Annotated in this window: 15 protein-coding genes and 3 pseudogenes; 9 read left to right on the top strand and 9 right to left on the bottom strand. The window is 44.6% G+C overall.

Annotated features, from left to right (window positions below):
* The first annotated feature begins 251 nt into the window (after positions 1-251).
* Positions 252-992, top strand: coding sequence for an NUDIX domain-containing protein (locus tag AB4232_RS20615; RefSeq protein WP_012601128.1), 741 nt, complete (start codon positions 252-254; stop codon positions 990-992).
* A 117-nt stretch (positions 993-1109) separates the two neighbouring features.
* Here AB4232_RS20615 and rhtB read toward each other — a convergent pair whose 3' ends face one another.
* Positions 1110-1733: a homoserine/homoserine lactone efflux protein gene (gene rhtB / locus AB4232_RS20610; RefSeq protein ID WP_012601129.1), complete on the bottom strand. Its 624-nt coding sequence runs from the start codon at positions 1731-1733 to the stop codon at positions 1110-1112.
* A 117-nt stretch (positions 1734-1850) separates the two neighbouring features.
* Here rhtB and AB4232_RS20605 point away from each other — a divergent pair, with 117 nt between their 5' ends.
* On the top strand, positions 1851-2762 hold the full coding sequence (locus tag AB4232_RS20605; RefSeq protein WP_012601130.1) for a LysR family transcriptional regulator: 912 nt from the start codon (positions 1851-1853) through the stop codon (positions 2760-2762).
* A 73-nt stretch (positions 2763-2835) separates the two neighbouring features.
* Here the strand turns inward: AB4232_RS20605 and AB4232_RS20600 are convergent, their stop codons facing one another.
* Complete coding sequence (locus AB4232_RS20600) at positions 2836-4356, bottom strand: aldehyde dehydrogenase family protein (RefSeq protein ID WP_372087898.1); 1521 nt, start codon at positions 4354-4356, stop codon at positions 2836-2838.
* Positions 4357-4711: 355 nt separating this feature from the next.
* Here AB4232_RS20600 and AB4232_RS20595 point away from each other — a divergent pair, with 355 nt between their 5' ends.
* The 3 genes and pseudogenes from AB4232_RS20595 to AB4232_RS20585 all read left to right on the top strand — a co-directional run.
* The gene (locus tag AB4232_RS20595; RefSeq protein ID WP_372087897.1) at positions 4712-6499 is read left to right on the top strand and encodes a sigma-54-dependent Fis family transcriptional regulator; all 1788 of its coding nucleotides are present in this window, start codon (positions 4712-4714) and stop codon (positions 6497-6499) included.
* Between the two features lie 407 nt (positions 6500-6906).
* Positions 6907-7296 (top strand): annotated as a pseudogene (locus AB4232_RS20590) (methyl-accepting chemotaxis protein); the annotation flags it as partial.
* 144 nt (positions 7297-7440) lie between these two features.
* Positions 7441-9147: pseudogene (locus tag AB4232_RS20585) on the top strand (methyl-accepting chemotaxis protein); the annotation flags it as partial.
* A 118-nt stretch (positions 9148-9265) separates the two neighbouring features.
* Here the strand turns inward: AB4232_RS20585 and AB4232_RS20580 are convergent.
* A complete protein-coding gene (locus AB4232_RS20580) occupies positions 9266-10117 on the bottom strand; it encodes a LysR family transcriptional regulator (protein ID WP_372087896.1) in 852 nt (283 codons plus the stop codon).
* A 98-nt stretch (positions 10118-10215) separates the two neighbouring features.
* On the opposite strand from AB4232_RS20580, the gene AB4232_RS20575 reads away from it, so the two are divergent.
* Positions 10216-10863: a glutathione S-transferase family protein gene (locus tag AB4232_RS20575; RefSeq protein ID WP_372087895.1), complete on the top strand. Its 648-nt coding sequence runs from the start codon at positions 10216-10218 to the stop codon at positions 10861-10863.
* Positions 10864-10939: 76 nt separating this feature from the next.
* Here AB4232_RS20575 and AB4232_RS20570 read toward each other — a convergent pair whose 3' ends face one another.
* Together AB4232_RS20570 and AB4232_RS20565 are read right to left on the bottom strand one after the other, a co-directional pair.
* The gene (locus tag AB4232_RS20570; protein ID WP_009846209.1) at positions 10940-11173 is read right to left on the bottom strand and encodes a helix-turn-helix transcriptional regulator; all 234 of its coding nucleotides are present in this window, start codon (positions 11171-11173) and stop codon (positions 10940-10942) included.
* Positions 11174-11183: 10 nt separating this feature from the next.
* Positions 11184-11747, bottom strand: a complete 564-nt coding sequence (locus tag AB4232_RS20565) for a DUF2975 domain-containing protein (protein WP_009846208.1) — start codon at positions 11745-11747, stop codon at positions 11184-11186.
* Positions 11748-11980: 233 nt separating this feature from the next.
* Between AB4232_RS20565 and AB4232_RS20560 the strand changes: the two genes are divergently transcribed.
* Complete coding sequence (locus AB4232_RS20560) at positions 11981-13423, top strand: N-acylglucosamine 2-epimerase (RefSeq protein ID WP_372087894.1); 1443 nt, start codon at positions 11981-11983, stop codon at positions 13421-13423.
* Between the two features lie 208 nt (positions 13424-13631).
* On the opposite strand, the gene AB4232_RS20555 is transcribed toward AB4232_RS20560, so the two are convergent.
* Positions 13632-14039 (bottom strand): hypothetical protein, encoded by a 408-nt coding sequence (locus AB4232_RS20555; RefSeq protein ID WP_372087893.1) that lies wholly within the window; start codon positions 14037-14039, stop codon positions 13632-13634.
* A gap of 241 nt (positions 14040-14280) precedes the next feature.
* Between AB4232_RS20555 and AB4232_RS20550 the strand changes: the two genes are divergently transcribed.
* Both AB4232_RS20550 and AB4232_RS20545 read left to right on the top strand, forming a co-directional pair.
* The gene (locus AB4232_RS20550) at positions 14281-14982 is read left to right on the top strand and encodes a flavin reductase family protein (protein WP_372087892.1); all 702 of its coding nucleotides are present in this window, start codon (positions 14281-14283) and stop codon (positions 14980-14982) included.
* 85 nt (positions 14983-15067) lie between these two features.
* On the top strand, positions 15068-15865 hold the full coding sequence (locus AB4232_RS20545; protein WP_372087891.1) for a CLCA_X family protein: 798 nt from the start codon (positions 15068-15070) through the stop codon (positions 15863-15865).
* 26 nt (positions 15866-15891) lie between these two features.
* On the opposite strand, the gene AB4232_RS20540 is transcribed toward AB4232_RS20545, so the two are convergent.
* From AB4232_RS20540 to AB4232_RS20530, 3 genes and pseudogenes are all read right to left on the bottom strand, one after another.
* On the bottom strand, positions 15892-16140 hold the full coding sequence (locus AB4232_RS20540) for a hypothetical protein (protein WP_372087890.1): 249 nt from the start codon (positions 16138-16140) through the stop codon (positions 15892-15894).
* A gap of 120 nt (positions 16141-16260) precedes the next feature.
* On the bottom strand, positions 16261-16482 hold the full coding sequence (locus AB4232_RS20535) for a hypothetical protein (RefSeq protein ID WP_009846202.1): 222 nt from the start codon (positions 16480-16482) through the stop codon (positions 16261-16263).
* A gap of 106 nt (positions 16483-16588) precedes the next feature.
* Positions 16589-16898, bottom strand: a pseudogene (locus tag AB4232_RS20530) (RHS repeat-associated core domain-containing protein); the annotation flags it as partial.

Here is a 16898-nt window from a genome sequence, read left to right as displayed (position 1 = left end):
GAACTATGTTCGTTAGCGTCGAACCCAAATAGACCCGATTTAAAACTGCGCTTTGGCTTCCAAGCGCAGTTTTTGTTTCTAGCATAATTTTTGTTTCAAGCCGCCCGCTTTACACTCTCCCTTAGTTTTTACCCATCACTGCCGTGCTCTTAAAAACGCTACAAGCAGAGCAGGTTTTATAAGCCCTTAAGATGTTATAAGCTCCACCTATGCTCGACTCCCTATAAATCAAAAATAATAAAGGATCACCCGTGGAATTTACGCTCGACAAATTTAACGGCATCATCATCGACCCAGCAACAGCCCCTCACGATGCTGACTCTTTCAATGCCGAACTCAGCGAGATCACCGAATTTTCAAAGCAGAATAACAAAGGCATAATTTGGATTAGCTTGCCTATTTCGCTCTCGCACCTTATTCCAGTGGCGACTGAACTTGGCTTTGTGTTTCACAACTGTCTAGAAGACGAGATTACGCTGATCCACAAATCCGAGATTGTAGAGTTTGTGCCTTTCATTCCGACCCACACCTTGGGCGCAGGCGCATTGATCACCAACGAACATAATCAAGTGCTGATGATTAAAGAGCACGGTATGACAGGCTACAAATTACCGGGCGGCCATATTGAGTTGGGTGAAGGCATTGAAGAATCGGTTGTTCGTGAAACCTTGGAAGAGACTGGTATCAAAGCCACATTCATTTCTGTAGTTGGCATGGCGACGAGACACCCGTATCAGTTTGGCAAATCGAACCTCTACTTTATTTGCCACCTTATCGCTCAAACCCAAGAGATTGCGATTCAAGACACCGATGAAATTGCAGAGGCTAAATGGGTTGATATTGAAGAGTATATTAACAACCCCGACAGCTACCCGTTTAACCGCCAATTGGTCGGTTCTCTGATAGGAAAGCAAGGTTTGGAACTCACTCAGCTAGAAGGTAATTCAGGCCCAACCCACAAGCCCGAGATCTTCTTTTCTAAAAACGAATAATAAAACGGTTGTTCGAGAAGTTTACACCATGAAAAAGCGCCATTAATAGGCGCTTTCAAAGGGGAAATGTCTGAGTCAAGTAAATCAATAAACTAATCGTATCCTTTAAAGCCCGTATTAGCTTCGCCCAGCCATTGCCAACAAGCTGCCTGTACCAATAAATACACTGCCGAAAATACGGTTTTGTACAATCATATGACGGCGATTCTTAACTAATCCGGTCAAACGACTAGCTAACAATGCATAACCACACATCACAAGCATATCGACAGTAAGTAAAGTACTACCTAGCACTAGTATCTGCTCTACATGGGGACTGCTTGACACAACAAACTGGGGCAAAAGAGCAACAAGGAAAACAATACTTTTAGGATTGGTAACGTTGACAATCACCGACTGGCAAAACATTTTCAAGCCGCTGACTTTCTGCAGGTGTCCTTTGTAATGTGTATTATCCACCGTCTCAGTAAACTTCTTGATGCCTAAATAAATTAGGTAGAATGCCCCAACCCACTTTATAGCGATAAACGCAACTTCTGATTGGGCAAGAACAGCGCCAAGCCCAACACCAACCATCACAATATTGCACATGTTCCCAACTTGTAACCCAAGGTTTGAAATCAAGCTTCGACGAAAGCCGTATTTCATTGTTATTGACATCATATTCACGGCCCCTGCACCAGGAGAAACAGCTAAAACAATGCACGCCATCAAAAACGCAAACCACAGATCAAAATTCATTTAAGCTTCCTTTTAAAGTGACATCGGCTCTAGACTTAAGCCGTAGTTGCAGCTAGTTTACTCACCACATAAAATTAGAAAAACTAAGTTTTTATATATTCATTCGTAAGGAAACCTATGGACAGTCGATTTCTTGAAAGCCTTGTCGCAGTCGCAGAGGAAGGGTCAATAGCCGCTGCAGCTCGTGCCCAAGGCATAACACCAGCAGCGATCAGTCAAAGGATTCAAGCGTTAGAGGGCGAGTTTAATTGTAAGCTGTTTAAACGAGCAGGAAGTACTGTTCAGGCCACATATGCCTGTTTGGCGGTTGTCCCCAAAGCAAAATCGATTATCAGAGAGACTCGTGATCTTATTGAAGTTGCGCAAGGGTCAGGATTAGATGGAACGTTAAGAGTGGGGGCTAACTCAACGTCATTAACCGCGTTCATCCCATCGACTCTCAAGTCCATTCGCAAAGTTGCGCCGCAGGCAAAATTTCATATCATTCCTGGGAATTCTATCGACTTAAATCGGAGCCTTATCAATGGCGACCTTGATGCAGCTATTGTCGTTGCCCCTCCCTCAGTCATTCCAAAAACATTGAGATGTAGAGAACTGAGAAACGAGCCTCTTGCATTAATTCATAACAAAATGATTCAAGGGTCTATTGCAAGTATACTTGATAACAACGCTTACATTAGGTATGACCCTACCTGTTGGGGCGGGCAAATGTCGGAACGATTCATGAACGACACGGGGATGACTAAAAATACCATTTTCGACCTAGATTCCCTTGAGGCGATTGCTCAGCTTGTGATGGAAGACGTTGGAGTATCAATAGTTCCAGTCTGGCCTGGCTTGGAGCTCTTTGATGAACACATCACCATCACACCAATAACCAACAAGAAATACAACCGGAAGCTAGTGCTACTAAGTGCGTACCACCCTAGACAGCCCAAACTACTCGAATTGTTTGTAAAACACTTAGGTGAACTCGACTCGATTACACTGCAAAAAAGTGAGTCAGACCATTCAGGAGCGGGTCAATAAAATGGGAAAAAGCGCCGTTGATACGGCGCTTTGTATTGAGTCCAAATAGTCCCCTGAGTCCATTTTTGTTTAATCAGAAGAAACCCAACGGATTAGTATCGTAGCTGATCAACAGGTTCTTCGTATTTTGGTAGTGATCGAGCATCATCTTATGTGTCTCACGGCCAATGCCCGATTTTTTGTAACCACCAAATGCCGCATGTGCTGGGTAAGCGTGGTAACAGTTCACCCAAATACGCCCCGCTTCAATGTTACGACCCATGCGATACGCTAGGTTTGCATCACGCGTCCATACGCCTGCACCCAAGCCATACTCGGTGTCATTGGCGATCTCTAGCGCTTCCGCTTCGTCTTTAAACGTCGTCACCGCGATAACAGGGCCGAAGATCTCCTCTTGGAATACACGCATCTTGTTGTGCCCTTCCAGCATGGTTGGCTGAATGTAGTAACCGTTGCCGAGATCACCTGGTTGCTGCGCGATTTCACCACCTGTTAGCACTTTCGCACCTTCTTGACGACCGATTTCTAGGTAGCTCAGAATCTTATCGAACTGCTCTTTAGAAGCTTGTGCACCCACCTGAGTATCGGTATCTAACGGGTTACCTTGTTTAATAGTTTGAGCACGCTCGACCACCTTGGCAATGAACTTGTCGTATACCGATTCATGAATCAACACACGTGATGGACAGGTACACACTTCACCTTGGTTGAAGAACGCAAGCAGCATGCCTTCGACACACTTATCTAGGTATTCGTCTTCATGATTAAAGATATCTGGGAAGTAGATGTTTGGAGACTTACCGCCCAGCTCAACCGTTGATGGAATCAAGCTTTCTGCGGCACATTTCAAGATGTGGTGGCCGACTTCTGTGGAGCCTGTGAATGCCAACTTCGCTAAGCGGTCACTGGTTGCCAATGCTTGACCCGCTTCGCTACCAAAACCATTCACGATATTAACAACGCCGGCTGGTAGAAGATCAGCGATCTTCTCCATCATCACTAGGATCGATGTCGGTGTTTGCTCGGCGGGCTTCATCACCACACAACAGCCTGCTGCCAGTGCTGGTGCCAGCTTCCAAGCCGCCATTAAAATCGGGAAGTTCCAAGGAATGATCTGCCCCACCACACCAATAGGTTCTGGGAAGTGGTAGCTTGCGGTGTTTGAATCTAGCTCTGCTGCGCTGCCTTCTTGTGCTCGAATACAACCCGCAAAGTAACGGAAATGATCGACAACCAAAGGAATGTCTGCCGCCAGAGTTTCACGCACTGGCTTGCCGTTTTCCCACGTCTCGGCGACTGCGATTTCTTCAAGGTTCGCTTCAATGCGGTCGGCAATTTTAAGCAGGATGTTGGAGCGCTCAGTCACACTGGTCGAAGCCCAACTAGCACGAGCTGCATGCGCGGCATCGAGTGCCAAGCTAATGTCCGCCTCGGTTGAGCGTGCCACTTGGCAATACACCTGACCATTCACTGGGGAAGTGTTATCAAAATACTCGCCGCTAACAGGTTTCACCCACTCGCCACCGATAAAGTTATCGTATTGCGCTTTAAAGTTAACCACTGCGTTATCACTACCCGGCTGTGCGTAAATCATAGTTAGATCCTTCTTTGATTTTTAGTCGTTGTTTATTCGTTATTGAGCTTATGTTGTCGAGCTAGCATGGCGGCTTCCCTTGAGAACAGATCCCGTGAGAAGAAAGCTCGTAAGAAGAGAGCCACCATGTTTATGCTTTCTGTTTAAAACACTGATACTTCGTGTTTTCTTCACAACAGTAACAACGCAAATCACACGCCAGAACTTCAAAACTTGTTGTTAATAAATTGTAAAACTATGATTACCAAACGTTTACAACCCAAAGTGAGTTGGCATTGAACGGACGTCTGGAAACCACCCCAGTGTTCAACTGTTCCAAATTGGTACACCCTCACTGTTACGACATGGAACAGTCATGCACCTTCAACAAGCAAACACCTCAGATTGGCTTTCGTCTTCTTGGCACCGCAGCACAGAAGCGGGTCTAAAACAGAGACGACTTCCCGAAGACATTCGCCTGCCACAATCGATTCTTAAACAGCGGCGTCATCAATCATCTGACTTGATTTACATCGTCGAACGTAATGCGCTGCCTTTGTTTAATCAGATGTTTGCACGCACCGACAGTCGTTTGATTCTGACGGATATTGAAGGGGTAATTCTGGCAAGTTGGGGACAGGAGCGGTTTAAGGAGAAGCTGACGTCAATTGCACTCAGTTCGGGAGCATGTTGGCAGGAACAACTTAAAGGCACCAACGCGATTGGCACCGCCATCGTTGAAGCGAAACCAGTATCCATCATTGGCGAACAGCACTTCATCCACCAGCATCGATTTATCAGTTGTTCCGCAAGCCCTGTGTTTGATCATCAAGGTCAAATGGTTGGCGTATTGGACATCACCAGTGAGCAACAGCAACACGACAGCTCGGTGCAATTACTGGTTCAAAATATGGTTCAGCTTGTTGAAAATCAGCTTCTAAGTCATGTCCCACAAGGCACGACTCGAATCGACCTCGCGTGTGAGAAATCTCTATTACACAGCGGCTGGCAAGGAATTGTGATAGCCAATGAGGCGGGCGAGGTAGTCGCGCACAATCAGGTCGCCTCTCAACTGCTGGATCAAACCTCGATCGTCGGCGAATGCATCGAGACTCTCTTCAATCGAGTCTCATTTGATGCGCCTTTTGTGTTTGAGAAACAGCACCTCAAACAACCAACCACCAAGCGCACTCGCTCTATTTCAGCGTCGTGCGATCTGCACCATGGCGAGCAACAGATAGAACACGCTTGGCAGCAAGCTAACAAGGTTATCGACAAAGGGATCAGCCTATTAATCTTAGGAGAAACGGGGGTCGGTAAGGGCGAGTTTGTTAAAGCATTGCACAAACAAAGCCAACGTAAATCTTCGCCCCTAGTAGCAGTGAATTGCGGTGCGCTGCCGAAAGATCTTATCGAATCTGAGCTGTTTGGTTACGCGCCGGGGGCTTTTACTGGCGCGAACCACAAAGGATTCCAAGGTAAGATCCGCCAAGCGGATAAGGGAATTCTATTTCTAGATGAGATCGCCGACATGCCATTGGAGGCTCAGTGTCGATTGCTGCATGTTCTACAAGATAAGTCGGTAGTGCCTGTTGGCTCAAATCAGAGCTATCAAGTCGATTGTCAGATCATCGCTGCGACGCATAAAAACCTAGAACAGTTAGTCGCAACTGGAGAATTTAGACAAGATTTGTATTACCGCTTAAACGGCTTAGCCTTCACCTTGCCGAGTTTACAACACCGACAAGACAAACACGCCTTAATCGAGCATATTCATCGTAAATACGCAGAAGACGAACAGACAATCTGCCCGCACTTAATGAGCTTACTGTGCGCCTATTCTTGGCCAGGCAATATTCGCGAGTTAGACAATTTACTTAAGGTCGCCGCCCTACTCGCGAGTGATGAAGCACAACTCACACTCGAGCATGTGCCTAGCCACCTTGCTCAACATCTCACGTTATTAGCGCAAGATAATCAGCATCAACTGACGACTCCTAATACCACCAAAGGCACAATGAATAACGATTTAAGAAGTACCGTTGAGGAAACTTTGCTACAAACCTATCAAGCGAACCAAGGCAACATCAGCAAGACTTCGAGAATACTGGGGATCAGCCGCAATACCATTTATCGAAAGCTAAAGAGCTTGGGGATTCTTTAATAATCAAGATGATCAATGGTCCAGTTACTTGAATTTAGTCTGCAAAGTATAAATACATACTTTTTAAGTGGGTATTCCACACTTCGGATGAAATTAAAATGTGACTGATATCATATAATGAGCAATATATATCCACAACACCCTCAAACTACAACCTCCTGATTTACCAGGAAATTAAAAACGGCATCAAGTATAAAATATCAACAAATACAATTAGATAATAGAATAAAAACAGCCATACACCTATCTTATTGTTCCTCTCTAAAAGACATAATCCGGAGCGTTATACCATCCTATTTATATTTTTAATCACCCTATTCTTATTGTGTTCATTATTTAGAATTTTCCATTCACGTATCTTGTTTAAAATCTCTGAAAAACTACCACTATTTGGTTAGAGAGATAATATGTTTAACAGTATACGAACGCGAATTGCGGTGAGTGCGGGCGGAGCGATGGCTTTCACTCTGTTAATCGCCATGGGAATGACGACCAACGCATTTACCGATGTGAATAAACAAGTCACTGAAAAAGTAAAAACGCAGCTGACAGAGGCCACTGCTACGGATTTACAAAACACGGCACTTCAACAAGGTTTGAACATCGCTAACCAGCTTAACCCTGTATTAGCGAACCTTAAGCAAGTGCGCTCAATCATCGAATTAAGTTCAGAAACCGACGCAAGTGCAGAGCTTATCGTGAAACAGTTTACTGCGGCACTGGAAGCACAAAACAAAGCTGTATTTGCGGGTTACATGGTTTGGGAGGATAAGACATGGTCACAACAGTCTGTCTTGAATAACGAGCTCAACGTGAACAGCGAAAATGGCTCAGAGACGTCGCTGATTTCAGATAACCAACAAGACTCGAACACGGAACTGAGCATTAACACAGAATCAGACTCGAATATCGAATCTGGCTCAAACATCGAGTTAAGCTCAAACACTGAGTTAGGTTTTAACAGTCAGGGCTACCTTGCGCCTTTCTTCTCTCCCAATGACCAGAACAGCTTTGATGCTGTCGCAATGGAAAGCTTTAGCAACACCGATCTCAACAGCAACGGTGAGCGCAAAGATGACTGGCACTTAATGCCATATCAAACAGGTAAAACGTTTGTGATGGAACCGTATTTTTATTCAGTGCGCGGCAAACAAGAGCTCATTACCACCATCAGCCAACCAATCAAACATGACGGAAAAATCATCGGCTCGCTAGGCTTTGATTTATCCCTACATGAACTCCAAAGCCAAAGTGAGTTACTTGCGCGTAACCTGTTTGATGGCCAAGGAAAAATCCTAATCACTTCATGGAAAGGCATTACACTGGCCAACAGCCGAGCTGGAAATATGGTGGGTAAAAAAGTCTCTTCTGAATTGGAATCTGAATGGTCAAAGATTCAGTCTATCGCTAACCAAGAAGGCGCCGGTCTTGTGACTTTCGGCGGCGATGAGTACGCGATTACTGCCATTGATACCAGTGATGCGCCATGGGTAGTCATGGTGTCTGTTCCTAGTAGTCACCTAGCCAAAAGCGTCAATGACTACACCGAGTGGAGTGATGCTCAGAATTCAAAAGCACTTGAAAAAGGTGTGTGGGCGGGAATCATCGCCGCTCTTCTAGGCATTGCCTCAATGGCATTCATTGCTAACTCTTTGGGCAAGGTTTTGAACAACTTAGTGGAACGCTTTAAAGATGCAGCACAGGGTGAAGGTGACTTAACTTATCGCATTGAAGTGAAAGGTAAGGATGAAACCGCTCAGCTTGCACACTGGTTCAATACCTTCCTATCTCGCATACAAGAGATGCTACTTACCGTGATGGTAACGGCTGACCAAGTGGATAAAAACGCGACAGAAGGCCAAGCTCGTGCTGAAGTTTCACGTGACCAGCTGAATTCTCAAGTTAACGAAGTGAACTCACTTGCCACCGCTATCAATGAAATGAGTGCAACAGCGCAAGAAGTGGCGAACTCAGCGGTTCAAGCAGCGGCAGCTGCAAGCCAAGTGCAAAGCAACAGTCTCAATGGTATGACGCGCATGGACAATGCCGCCAGTGCTGTAGACAGCTTGGCTGTGCAGGTTAACGATGTGCAGCAACAAACACAGAACTTAGTCGATTCGAGCACCGCTATTCAGGGTATCTTGAGCGAGATTGGTGGCATTGCAGAGCAAACTAACTTACTTGCACTGAATGCCGCGATTGAGGCAGCTCGTGCAGGTGAGGCTGGTCGAGGCTTTGCAGTGGTTGCTGATGAGGTTCGTAACCTAGCGAATCGAACTCAAGGTTCAACAGAAGAGATTCGCTCTATGTTGGCTCGCTTAGAACAAGAGACTCAATCTATTGTGGTACTGATGGAGCAAAGCCAGAATCAAGCGAACAACACAAAAAGTGAAACCGAAGCTGCACATCAAGCCTTGTCTGAAATCAACCAAGCGATTGAAGTGATTAATGACATGAACAATCAGATCGCTTCCGCGGCTGAAGAACAAAGCTCTGTGTCAGAAGAGATTAACCGCAATGTAGTGATCATCAATGACACAGCAGTGGAAGTGATGGATACCATGACTTCATCAGTAGCAATCAGTAATGAGCTGACAGTGAAAGCCGGAGATTTACACGGCGAACTGAGTAAGTTCAAGCTTTCTTAATTACCAACAACGTCTAACAATAACTAGGCCGAGAACCACAATTTCCTCCGCGAAACAGCATGTTCTCGGCCTATCTATTTTAGCTCCGCACTCAACATTACCCTCACCGAGAAAAAGTCTAATTGGAGTCCAACTCCACAAGTTGGTTAAGCACTTCTTTGTCTAACACTGGGTGATGTTTGCTCGCTAAAATCAGCACAATATCCACCGAAGGCAGTGGTGGCATATCTTCCAGAATGTTCAAATCAGAAGTCACACTCAGCTTACCCATCGCGCCAATCGCTAAACCCGCTTTAACAATGGCACGTTGCGCCGAAGCGGTATTACTGCACGCCAACAACTGATAAGACGTACCCTGTTTAGTTAGGCCATTCACCGCCGCTGCATGGTATTTACAATCAGTCTGGAACAGAGCAAGTGGAACAGGTTTAGAATCATCAAACACAAAATCAGGGCTGCTTATCCATACTCCCACATCACTGGTAAGCCAATAGCCCTCTTCACTGTCAGGCGCTCGGGTGACAATTGCAGCATCAAGCCTACCATCATCCAACCACTCTCTGAGCGTAATGCTTGGTAGGCTGAATACTTGAATAGAACAGGTGGGTTCTGCTTTCTGCAACAGGCGAATCACTTTTGGCAGAATAGTGTCATTGTAGTCTTCAGGGCAACCGAGTCTTAGAGGTTGTTTGTCTTCGTAACGCTTTACTTGCTTGAGGGCGGCATTGTGGAGGGCGACCAACTGCTCCGCATGAGAACGCAGCGCTAAGCCAGCCTCTGTCAGCACGAGATTACGGCCTTCTTTCTGGAAAAGAGTCACGTTGAGTTCTTCTTCCAGTTTGCGCATCTGCGCACTGAATGCCGATTGGGTGCGATTGATCTGTTTCGCAGCACGAGTAAAGCTACTGGTTTCTACAAACGCGAGAAAGCCTCGCAAAGCATCAATATCCATATTGAAATTACCACCCATCGTTTTTATTAATGTATTGCATCAAAATTATCCGTTAGTGCGCCGCAATACAATCCCCTAAGCTCAAATGCATACCCACTAAACGCAAGGAAGCAACGATGCAGCTTTATATTGGAAACCAGAACTACTCAACTTGGTCATTACGCGCATGGCTAATATTCGACAACTATAACCTCAATGCGGAAGTCATCAAGCTCAAGCTATTCACGTCTGATTTTTACGACACACTAGCTTCAGTGACACCAACAGCCAAAGTTCCAACCCTGGTTGACGGTGACGTTGCTGTGTGGGATTCACTGGCGATTCTCGAATACGTTAACGAAGCTTACTTGGACGGCGCAGCATGGCCTAAATCAGTGAAAGAACGCGCCCATGCCCGAGCAATTTCTGCAGAGATGCACTCTGGATTTTTTGCCGTCAGAAATGAAATGCCGATGAACTGCCGCGCTCAAAGAAAGCTTGCTTTGAGTGAAGAAGCATTGAAAGACATCGCTCGTATTGATGCCATATGGTCGACGCAAATGGAACAATATCCAGAAGGTTGGTTGTTTGGTGAATGGTCGATTGCCGATGCGATGTTTGCACCCCTTGCATTGCGCGTAGAAACCTATGGCATCAAACTTTCAGAGAAGGCATCACAGTATCAGCAACGTGTGCTCAACAGCCCATCAGTACAAAAATGGTTGGCAGAAGCGAGCTTAGAAACCGATGTGGTTGAAGAGGACGAGGCGGGAGAGCCGGTATAAATAGATTAAAAAGAGTCTCGATGCGATATCGAGACTCGTTCATTATTAGATGATTTGAAAGCGATTTCCTTACTGGCTATTCTGCCGCAACGCCGTCTTTATGATCATTCGGTTCAAATTCTAAAATATCACCAGGTTGGCACTCTAAAACTTCACACAGCTTGTCGAGCGTCGATAGCCTTACGGCTTTGGCTTTATCATTTTTTAATACGGACAAGTTGGCTTCTGTTATCCCAACTTCTTTTGCCAATGTCTTTAATCGCATTTTCCGTTTGGCCATCATAATGTCTAAATTAATGCGGATAGTCATGACAAGTCCTTTAAATCGTTTGGCTATGTTCGTCAGCCAGAATATAACCTTCTTTCATCACCCATGAGATGATCAAAATAATTATACCCAATATCAGTGTTAAAAAGTCCATACCAACGAAACTAATCTCAAAGATACGGTCACCTGGTGGATTATTGAACGACAGAATCACTGACATCAATGAACCATAGATAACTGAACCTAATACCCAATAGAACAAGCTATATCCGAGTTTCTGATAGGACATTGCGTTTTCTAAAGAGAAGATTTCACCTCGCTCATAGTTACGGAATAGGCGTATCAGAACCGTTAATGCATACATAAGAATGCTCGACATCGCCAAACTGGTGAACATTGCGATGATTCTTGTTGTCGTAGTAAGTGGAGAGACTGTGAGTGGAGAGGTTATAAAGTAATCCATCTCGATGGAAAACTGAATAATGCCCATCTCACTAAGAAAGTCATAGGGTGTTTGAACAGTTAGCCAGAAGTAACACACCATGATCGGAGTGAGTGCAAGAAAGGACTGCAGTAGCATTCGCACACGGCGACTTTGTTTTTGAATCTTAGACATACTTATATTCCTGTTGAGTTGATGGAAGAATATTAAGATCAAAACAAACGATGATCAACAATAATTTATCGATAAACGATAATTTATTGTTCATTTGCAATATTAAAATGAGTAAGACCCAAATAGTCCTACATCTACACCACAAATAATTTGGTCGATTGTGATCGCCTAATCACAATGTGCAGATGTGATTGTTTATATTCAACTAAATTCAAATAGTTAAGATAAACGTTATGTTACGAGCAACCATCGCATTACTCAGTGTCACTAGCTTGGCCGTATCTGCCAATGTCACCCTTCCCTCTGGAGAAGACTGGATCAATCATGCTTCTGAAGGGCTCGCACCTTACTGGCTTATGCCGAGCGCACAGGGAGAACCGATAGGCAACTTCCCGACATTTCGTTGTGATGATGGCACCTTGCTCGATGTATCTGATGTGTGTCCTGAATTGAACAGAGGCTGGATCACTCCCCACTTTGGCAAGGAGTTTACGCGTATGAAATCACGCCAAACCTATGCCTACGGCGTGCTCTATCACCTTACTGGAGACAAACAAGCTTTAGCGCTTGCCAAGCAAGGTGCCTACTACCTCATTGATCAACTAGAAGATAAGAAAAATGGTGGCTTTATTGGCTACACAAAAGAGGGAAAAGCGGGTCAAGATTGGCAGCAACGTACCTCTCAAGATCAAGCGTATGCGCTGGTTGGACTCGCGATGTACTACTACCTGACCCAAGACAAAAAGGTAGAAGAAGCACTCATCGCCCAACAAGCTTTTATCTTTGATAAATATAGACTTAGCGACAACAGCGGTCTTGCTTGGGTACTCGCCGACGGTGAAGATGGCAGTGAAAAACGACGTGAACTGGTCGCGCAACTTGATCAAATAAACGGCTACCTGTTGTTAGTCACTCCTCTGCTCAAAGAGCCCGTCAAAGCCAAATGGCTTGATGACTTAAACTGGCTCACGCAAGCCATGATTGATCACTACCACTCTGAAGATGAACAACGCTTCTACGGCGCAATTCACGACAAAGCGGCAATGATGCCGAATGCCAATCACAATGATTTTGGGCACACCATTAAAGCGTATTGGATGACCTATCTAACTGGTCATGCATTAAAAAATTCCGATTGGTCTAAGTTTGGTTTAGACGGTATGAAACACACTTTGGCTCAGGCGCAATATCAAAAAGATTTTGCCAATGTATCTAACTACTTTGGCGAGCGACTTCAGAAGATGTGGCAAGGGCAAGATATCACGGGCTGGCAAAGCAGACCGTACAGCCAATGGGCGTCATCATGGGAATGGGCTGAGCTTGATCAAGCTGCGATGACGGTATCGCTTATCGATGGTTCAATGAAAGACGTACTGCAATACACCCTGCCCACCTTTCATGATGTATGGGTAGATCATAAATACGGTGGCGTTGGGCTTGAGCCTAAGCGTACTAAAGCTTTCCATTGGGGCAATGGCTACCACCAATTTGAACATGCGCTGATTGGCTATTTATATGCTCGACAAGAGGAAGGTAAACCCGCTGTACTTCACTACGCAAGGCCAACCAACAGCAAGATGCCAATGGAACCTTATTACTATCAAGGAGATGTAATTAAATTAGAGAATCAGAGTGATGGAACGCAAAAGGTCAGTTTCAACAACATTCGACCTTGATACCTGATATTCACTCATCGGTACTTTTAGACGTGGTTAACGACTAAGACGGAACTGATGAGTGGCTAGCTGTTAGCAAAGCCTGAAAAGAAGATCTTCAGGCTTTTGAAATACCGTTGAGCAACATTTATTGGTAGGATTTTAAATGAATACATAAGCAAGTGAATCTTGTCGGATCTTCAGTTAAACCATATACGTCATCACGAAATCACTTCTTATTATTCTGCTCAACCAACTTTTCATTCCACGCTTCGTTGCCGTCTCGCTTACTGACATCATACTCAGAGCAGAACTGCGATATGGTCATGTTGTTATCGCCAGTTGCTAACTTTAATGCCAATTGAACTTGTTGAAGTTTGCTTTGCAGACGAAGGTTTTGACCTGCCTTTGGGCTTTTTTCTTTAGCAAACTTTAAAGCAGCATGTTTACGTTCGGCAGCTCCCGCTCGGCGATCCGCTTCTGATAATAGATATTTTAGCTGCGCGACACTCCTGCCCTTCTTAAAGGCAGGCTCAAGCAACTCAACGCATTCATCAAATGATGGATTTATAACATATGGATCAATTCTATGCGCTTGTTGGCGCATCCACTCTAGCGCGAGCTTTTCATCTGACATAATTACATCTTTACCAAAGAAATAGCCGTACATGGTATCGCTCAATAGCAAACCGCTGCAACAACAAATTAAGCTACAGTGTCACATTTAATTTCAAGAAAATTGCAATTTTCTAAAAGAATCCTCCTTTCACAACCACTTATTCAAACTGGATGATCGGAATAAAGCGATGCTGCGTAGATATGTTTTAGTTTGGTTAGTAAACAAGTCGTCGAAAACAAAAGTGAGAAGAAGAGAAGATATGAAGGCAATGACCCTTTCAAGACAAGATATCAAAGCAATGGACCAGCGTGAGCGCGCTCGTTTAATTAACTCCTTATCCGGGTTTAAAAGCGCAAACCTTATTGGCACCTGCGACAAACAGGGGCTAGAAAATCTTGCAGTAGTGAGCTCTGTGGTTCATTTGGGGTCGAATCCACCTTTACTTGGCTTCATCATCCGGCCTGCGGAAAGTCGCCGTCATACACTAGAAAATATCCTAGAAACTCAACACTTCACTATCAATAGTATCGGGGCGGGCTTTGTTCAAAAAGCTCATCAAACTTCCGCTCGTTATCCTAAATCAGTCTCAGAATTTAACGCGGTCGGTCTCACGCCCTATTACGATGATGTGTTCCCTGCTCCGTTTGTTTTGGAAAGCCCTCTAAAAATAGGCTTGGCCTTCAAAGAGCAGATAACAATTGAAAGTAACCAAACTCAAATGTTGATTGGTGAAGTTGTTGCGGTTCACGCGCCAAAGCGAGCTGTGATGCCGGACGGCTACCTAGATTTAGAAGCGTTAGATTTAGTCACGATTTCAGGGCTAGACAGTTATCATGTCACGCAGAGGTTACATCGTTTAAGCTATGCAAAACCAAATAGGTCACTATTTCCACTGACCCACGAAGGTAACCCAACCTCATGGGAGGCTTTCGAACACAATCTCACTCATTTTGTTCGGTAATTTACGGACAGAGGTGCTAACTTTCTCAACTTAACCCTGTGCACCACACAACAGCGCTAAACTACATCTATTTCCAAGGACCCTTTTGAAGTTAACCCACTTTAAATACAAAACGCGCAAAGGCCCAGACTACCGACATGGCGATCAGGTGTCATTCATGGACATCAAACAGACCTTCGGTATGGGCAGCATGCGTGTGGGCGCTTGGGTAACGAAAGAAGAGAAAGAGCTCGCTGCAAATCTGATATTCGACTCGTTAGCAGACTTGGCTTACATCCTGGCTTTGCCACCAGAAGCGATTGGCCTTCGCGGCACATTAGGCTTAGCGTTCGGCAGTGGTGGAAGAAAGGGTGTACAAGCACACTACGCACCGAACCAGAGAGAGTTAGCCCTCGCTAAAAATGCAGGTGCTGGTGCGTTAGCGCATGAGTTTTGGCATGCGTTTGACCACTATATCGCAGAGAAAGCATTTGAGATTGGTGACACCTCCGGTCCTCGCAAGCAAATCTTGTTCGCCAGTGACTGTTGGCTACACGATAGAAAGGTGAGACCCCATCCATTAAACGAGAGTTTGATGTCACTGTTCGATGCCACACTACTCAGCGACAATAACCTAGACAAACACGATTACGTGGCGCGAAGTGTTATTGCCGACAAAGCGATGTCGGCCCGTTACTTCTCACTACCAACAGAGATGATGGCGCGAGCCTTTGAAGCTACGATTGAATCCTGCTCAGATATCGAGAATGCTTACTTAGTCGATGGCACGACCAAACCAGATATGTTCCCTCTCTATCCAGACCTCAAGCATCGCAAAGAAATTAATAAAGCGCTGCAAGGTTACTTCGCGCCGTTGGGTCGATCTCTAAGTAAATCGCGTTAAGACAAAACATGGCGCCGTCCTTACAATCAAAGGTTTAGCCAGCGGCCCAAGTTTGGCATATAGAAGCGATAACCAAAATAAACTAATCCACTTTCAAAATCTGAGCGTTTGGGCGACATACCAAACGGCTGTAGAGTGAAATCATCACCACTTACTTGACCGCAAGGCGAATAACCTCTCTGGCTGAGTCTTTCGCCAGCCTGGTCAAACACACCATAGACATGACCGAGATGGTTAGTCATGTAGTAGATATTTTGCTGGCTCTGCTGACGCATTGATAACCCAGCGACACCGCCTTATTTACTACAATTTCTAGTTGTGGTTGTACGAAAGTAACATCACATAATAATTCAGAGACAAAGCCTTTTGTCTTAAAGCAAAAACAAGGCATCACTCTATTCAATGTCTTTCAATATAAGCCATGAATAAATAGGCCAAGCAATGCATGAAATCACTAAATACTGTAGTGGAATAGATATAAAGTTAACAAATGGTATGCCGAGCAAAACCAAATTATCATTTGTAAATTCAATATACAAAAAGTCATAAATAAAGTTGTAAGTTGCTTCTACAAATGACAACATCATTGCAACTTGAATGAATTGTTTAAATTTCATTTACATAATCCCTAATTAAATAACTGCACAGAAAGACTCTGCATGATTTCACTCTTGGTTTGAAGTTCCTGCTCAAATTCATATACTCTAATTTCATTTTAGTCCTTCAATATAATGTATTTAATGAACATTCAATATCACAAGATACTTCTGCATATAGTTCTTCGATAAGCTCCTGAACTGCTGACCTCTTTTCTTTATCAAATACATTCCACTTTTGCGTTGGCTGTTTACATGAAAGAGATTTATTGTGTGGTGCTTGATCCATTACTGCAGACCTTGGTGACATCGCTGCCTTTGCCTTTTCATAACAATCATAATAACATTGGCTATTTTTTTGAGGTGGATATATCAAGTGGTCGGTAGGACTCGGATTGTATGGCCTGGACTTATAACGCCCATCCGGATCCACATAC

It is taken from the genome of Vibrio sp. 10N.286.46.A8, assembly GCF_041470165.1.
GTDB classification, from domain to species: Bacteria; Pseudomonadota; Gammaproteobacteria; order Enterobacterales; family Vibrionaceae; genus Vibrio; species Vibrio tasmaniensis_A.
The sequence above is the reverse complement of the archived record's forward strand: the minus strand, read 5'-3'. Positions and strand labels throughout refer to the sequence as shown.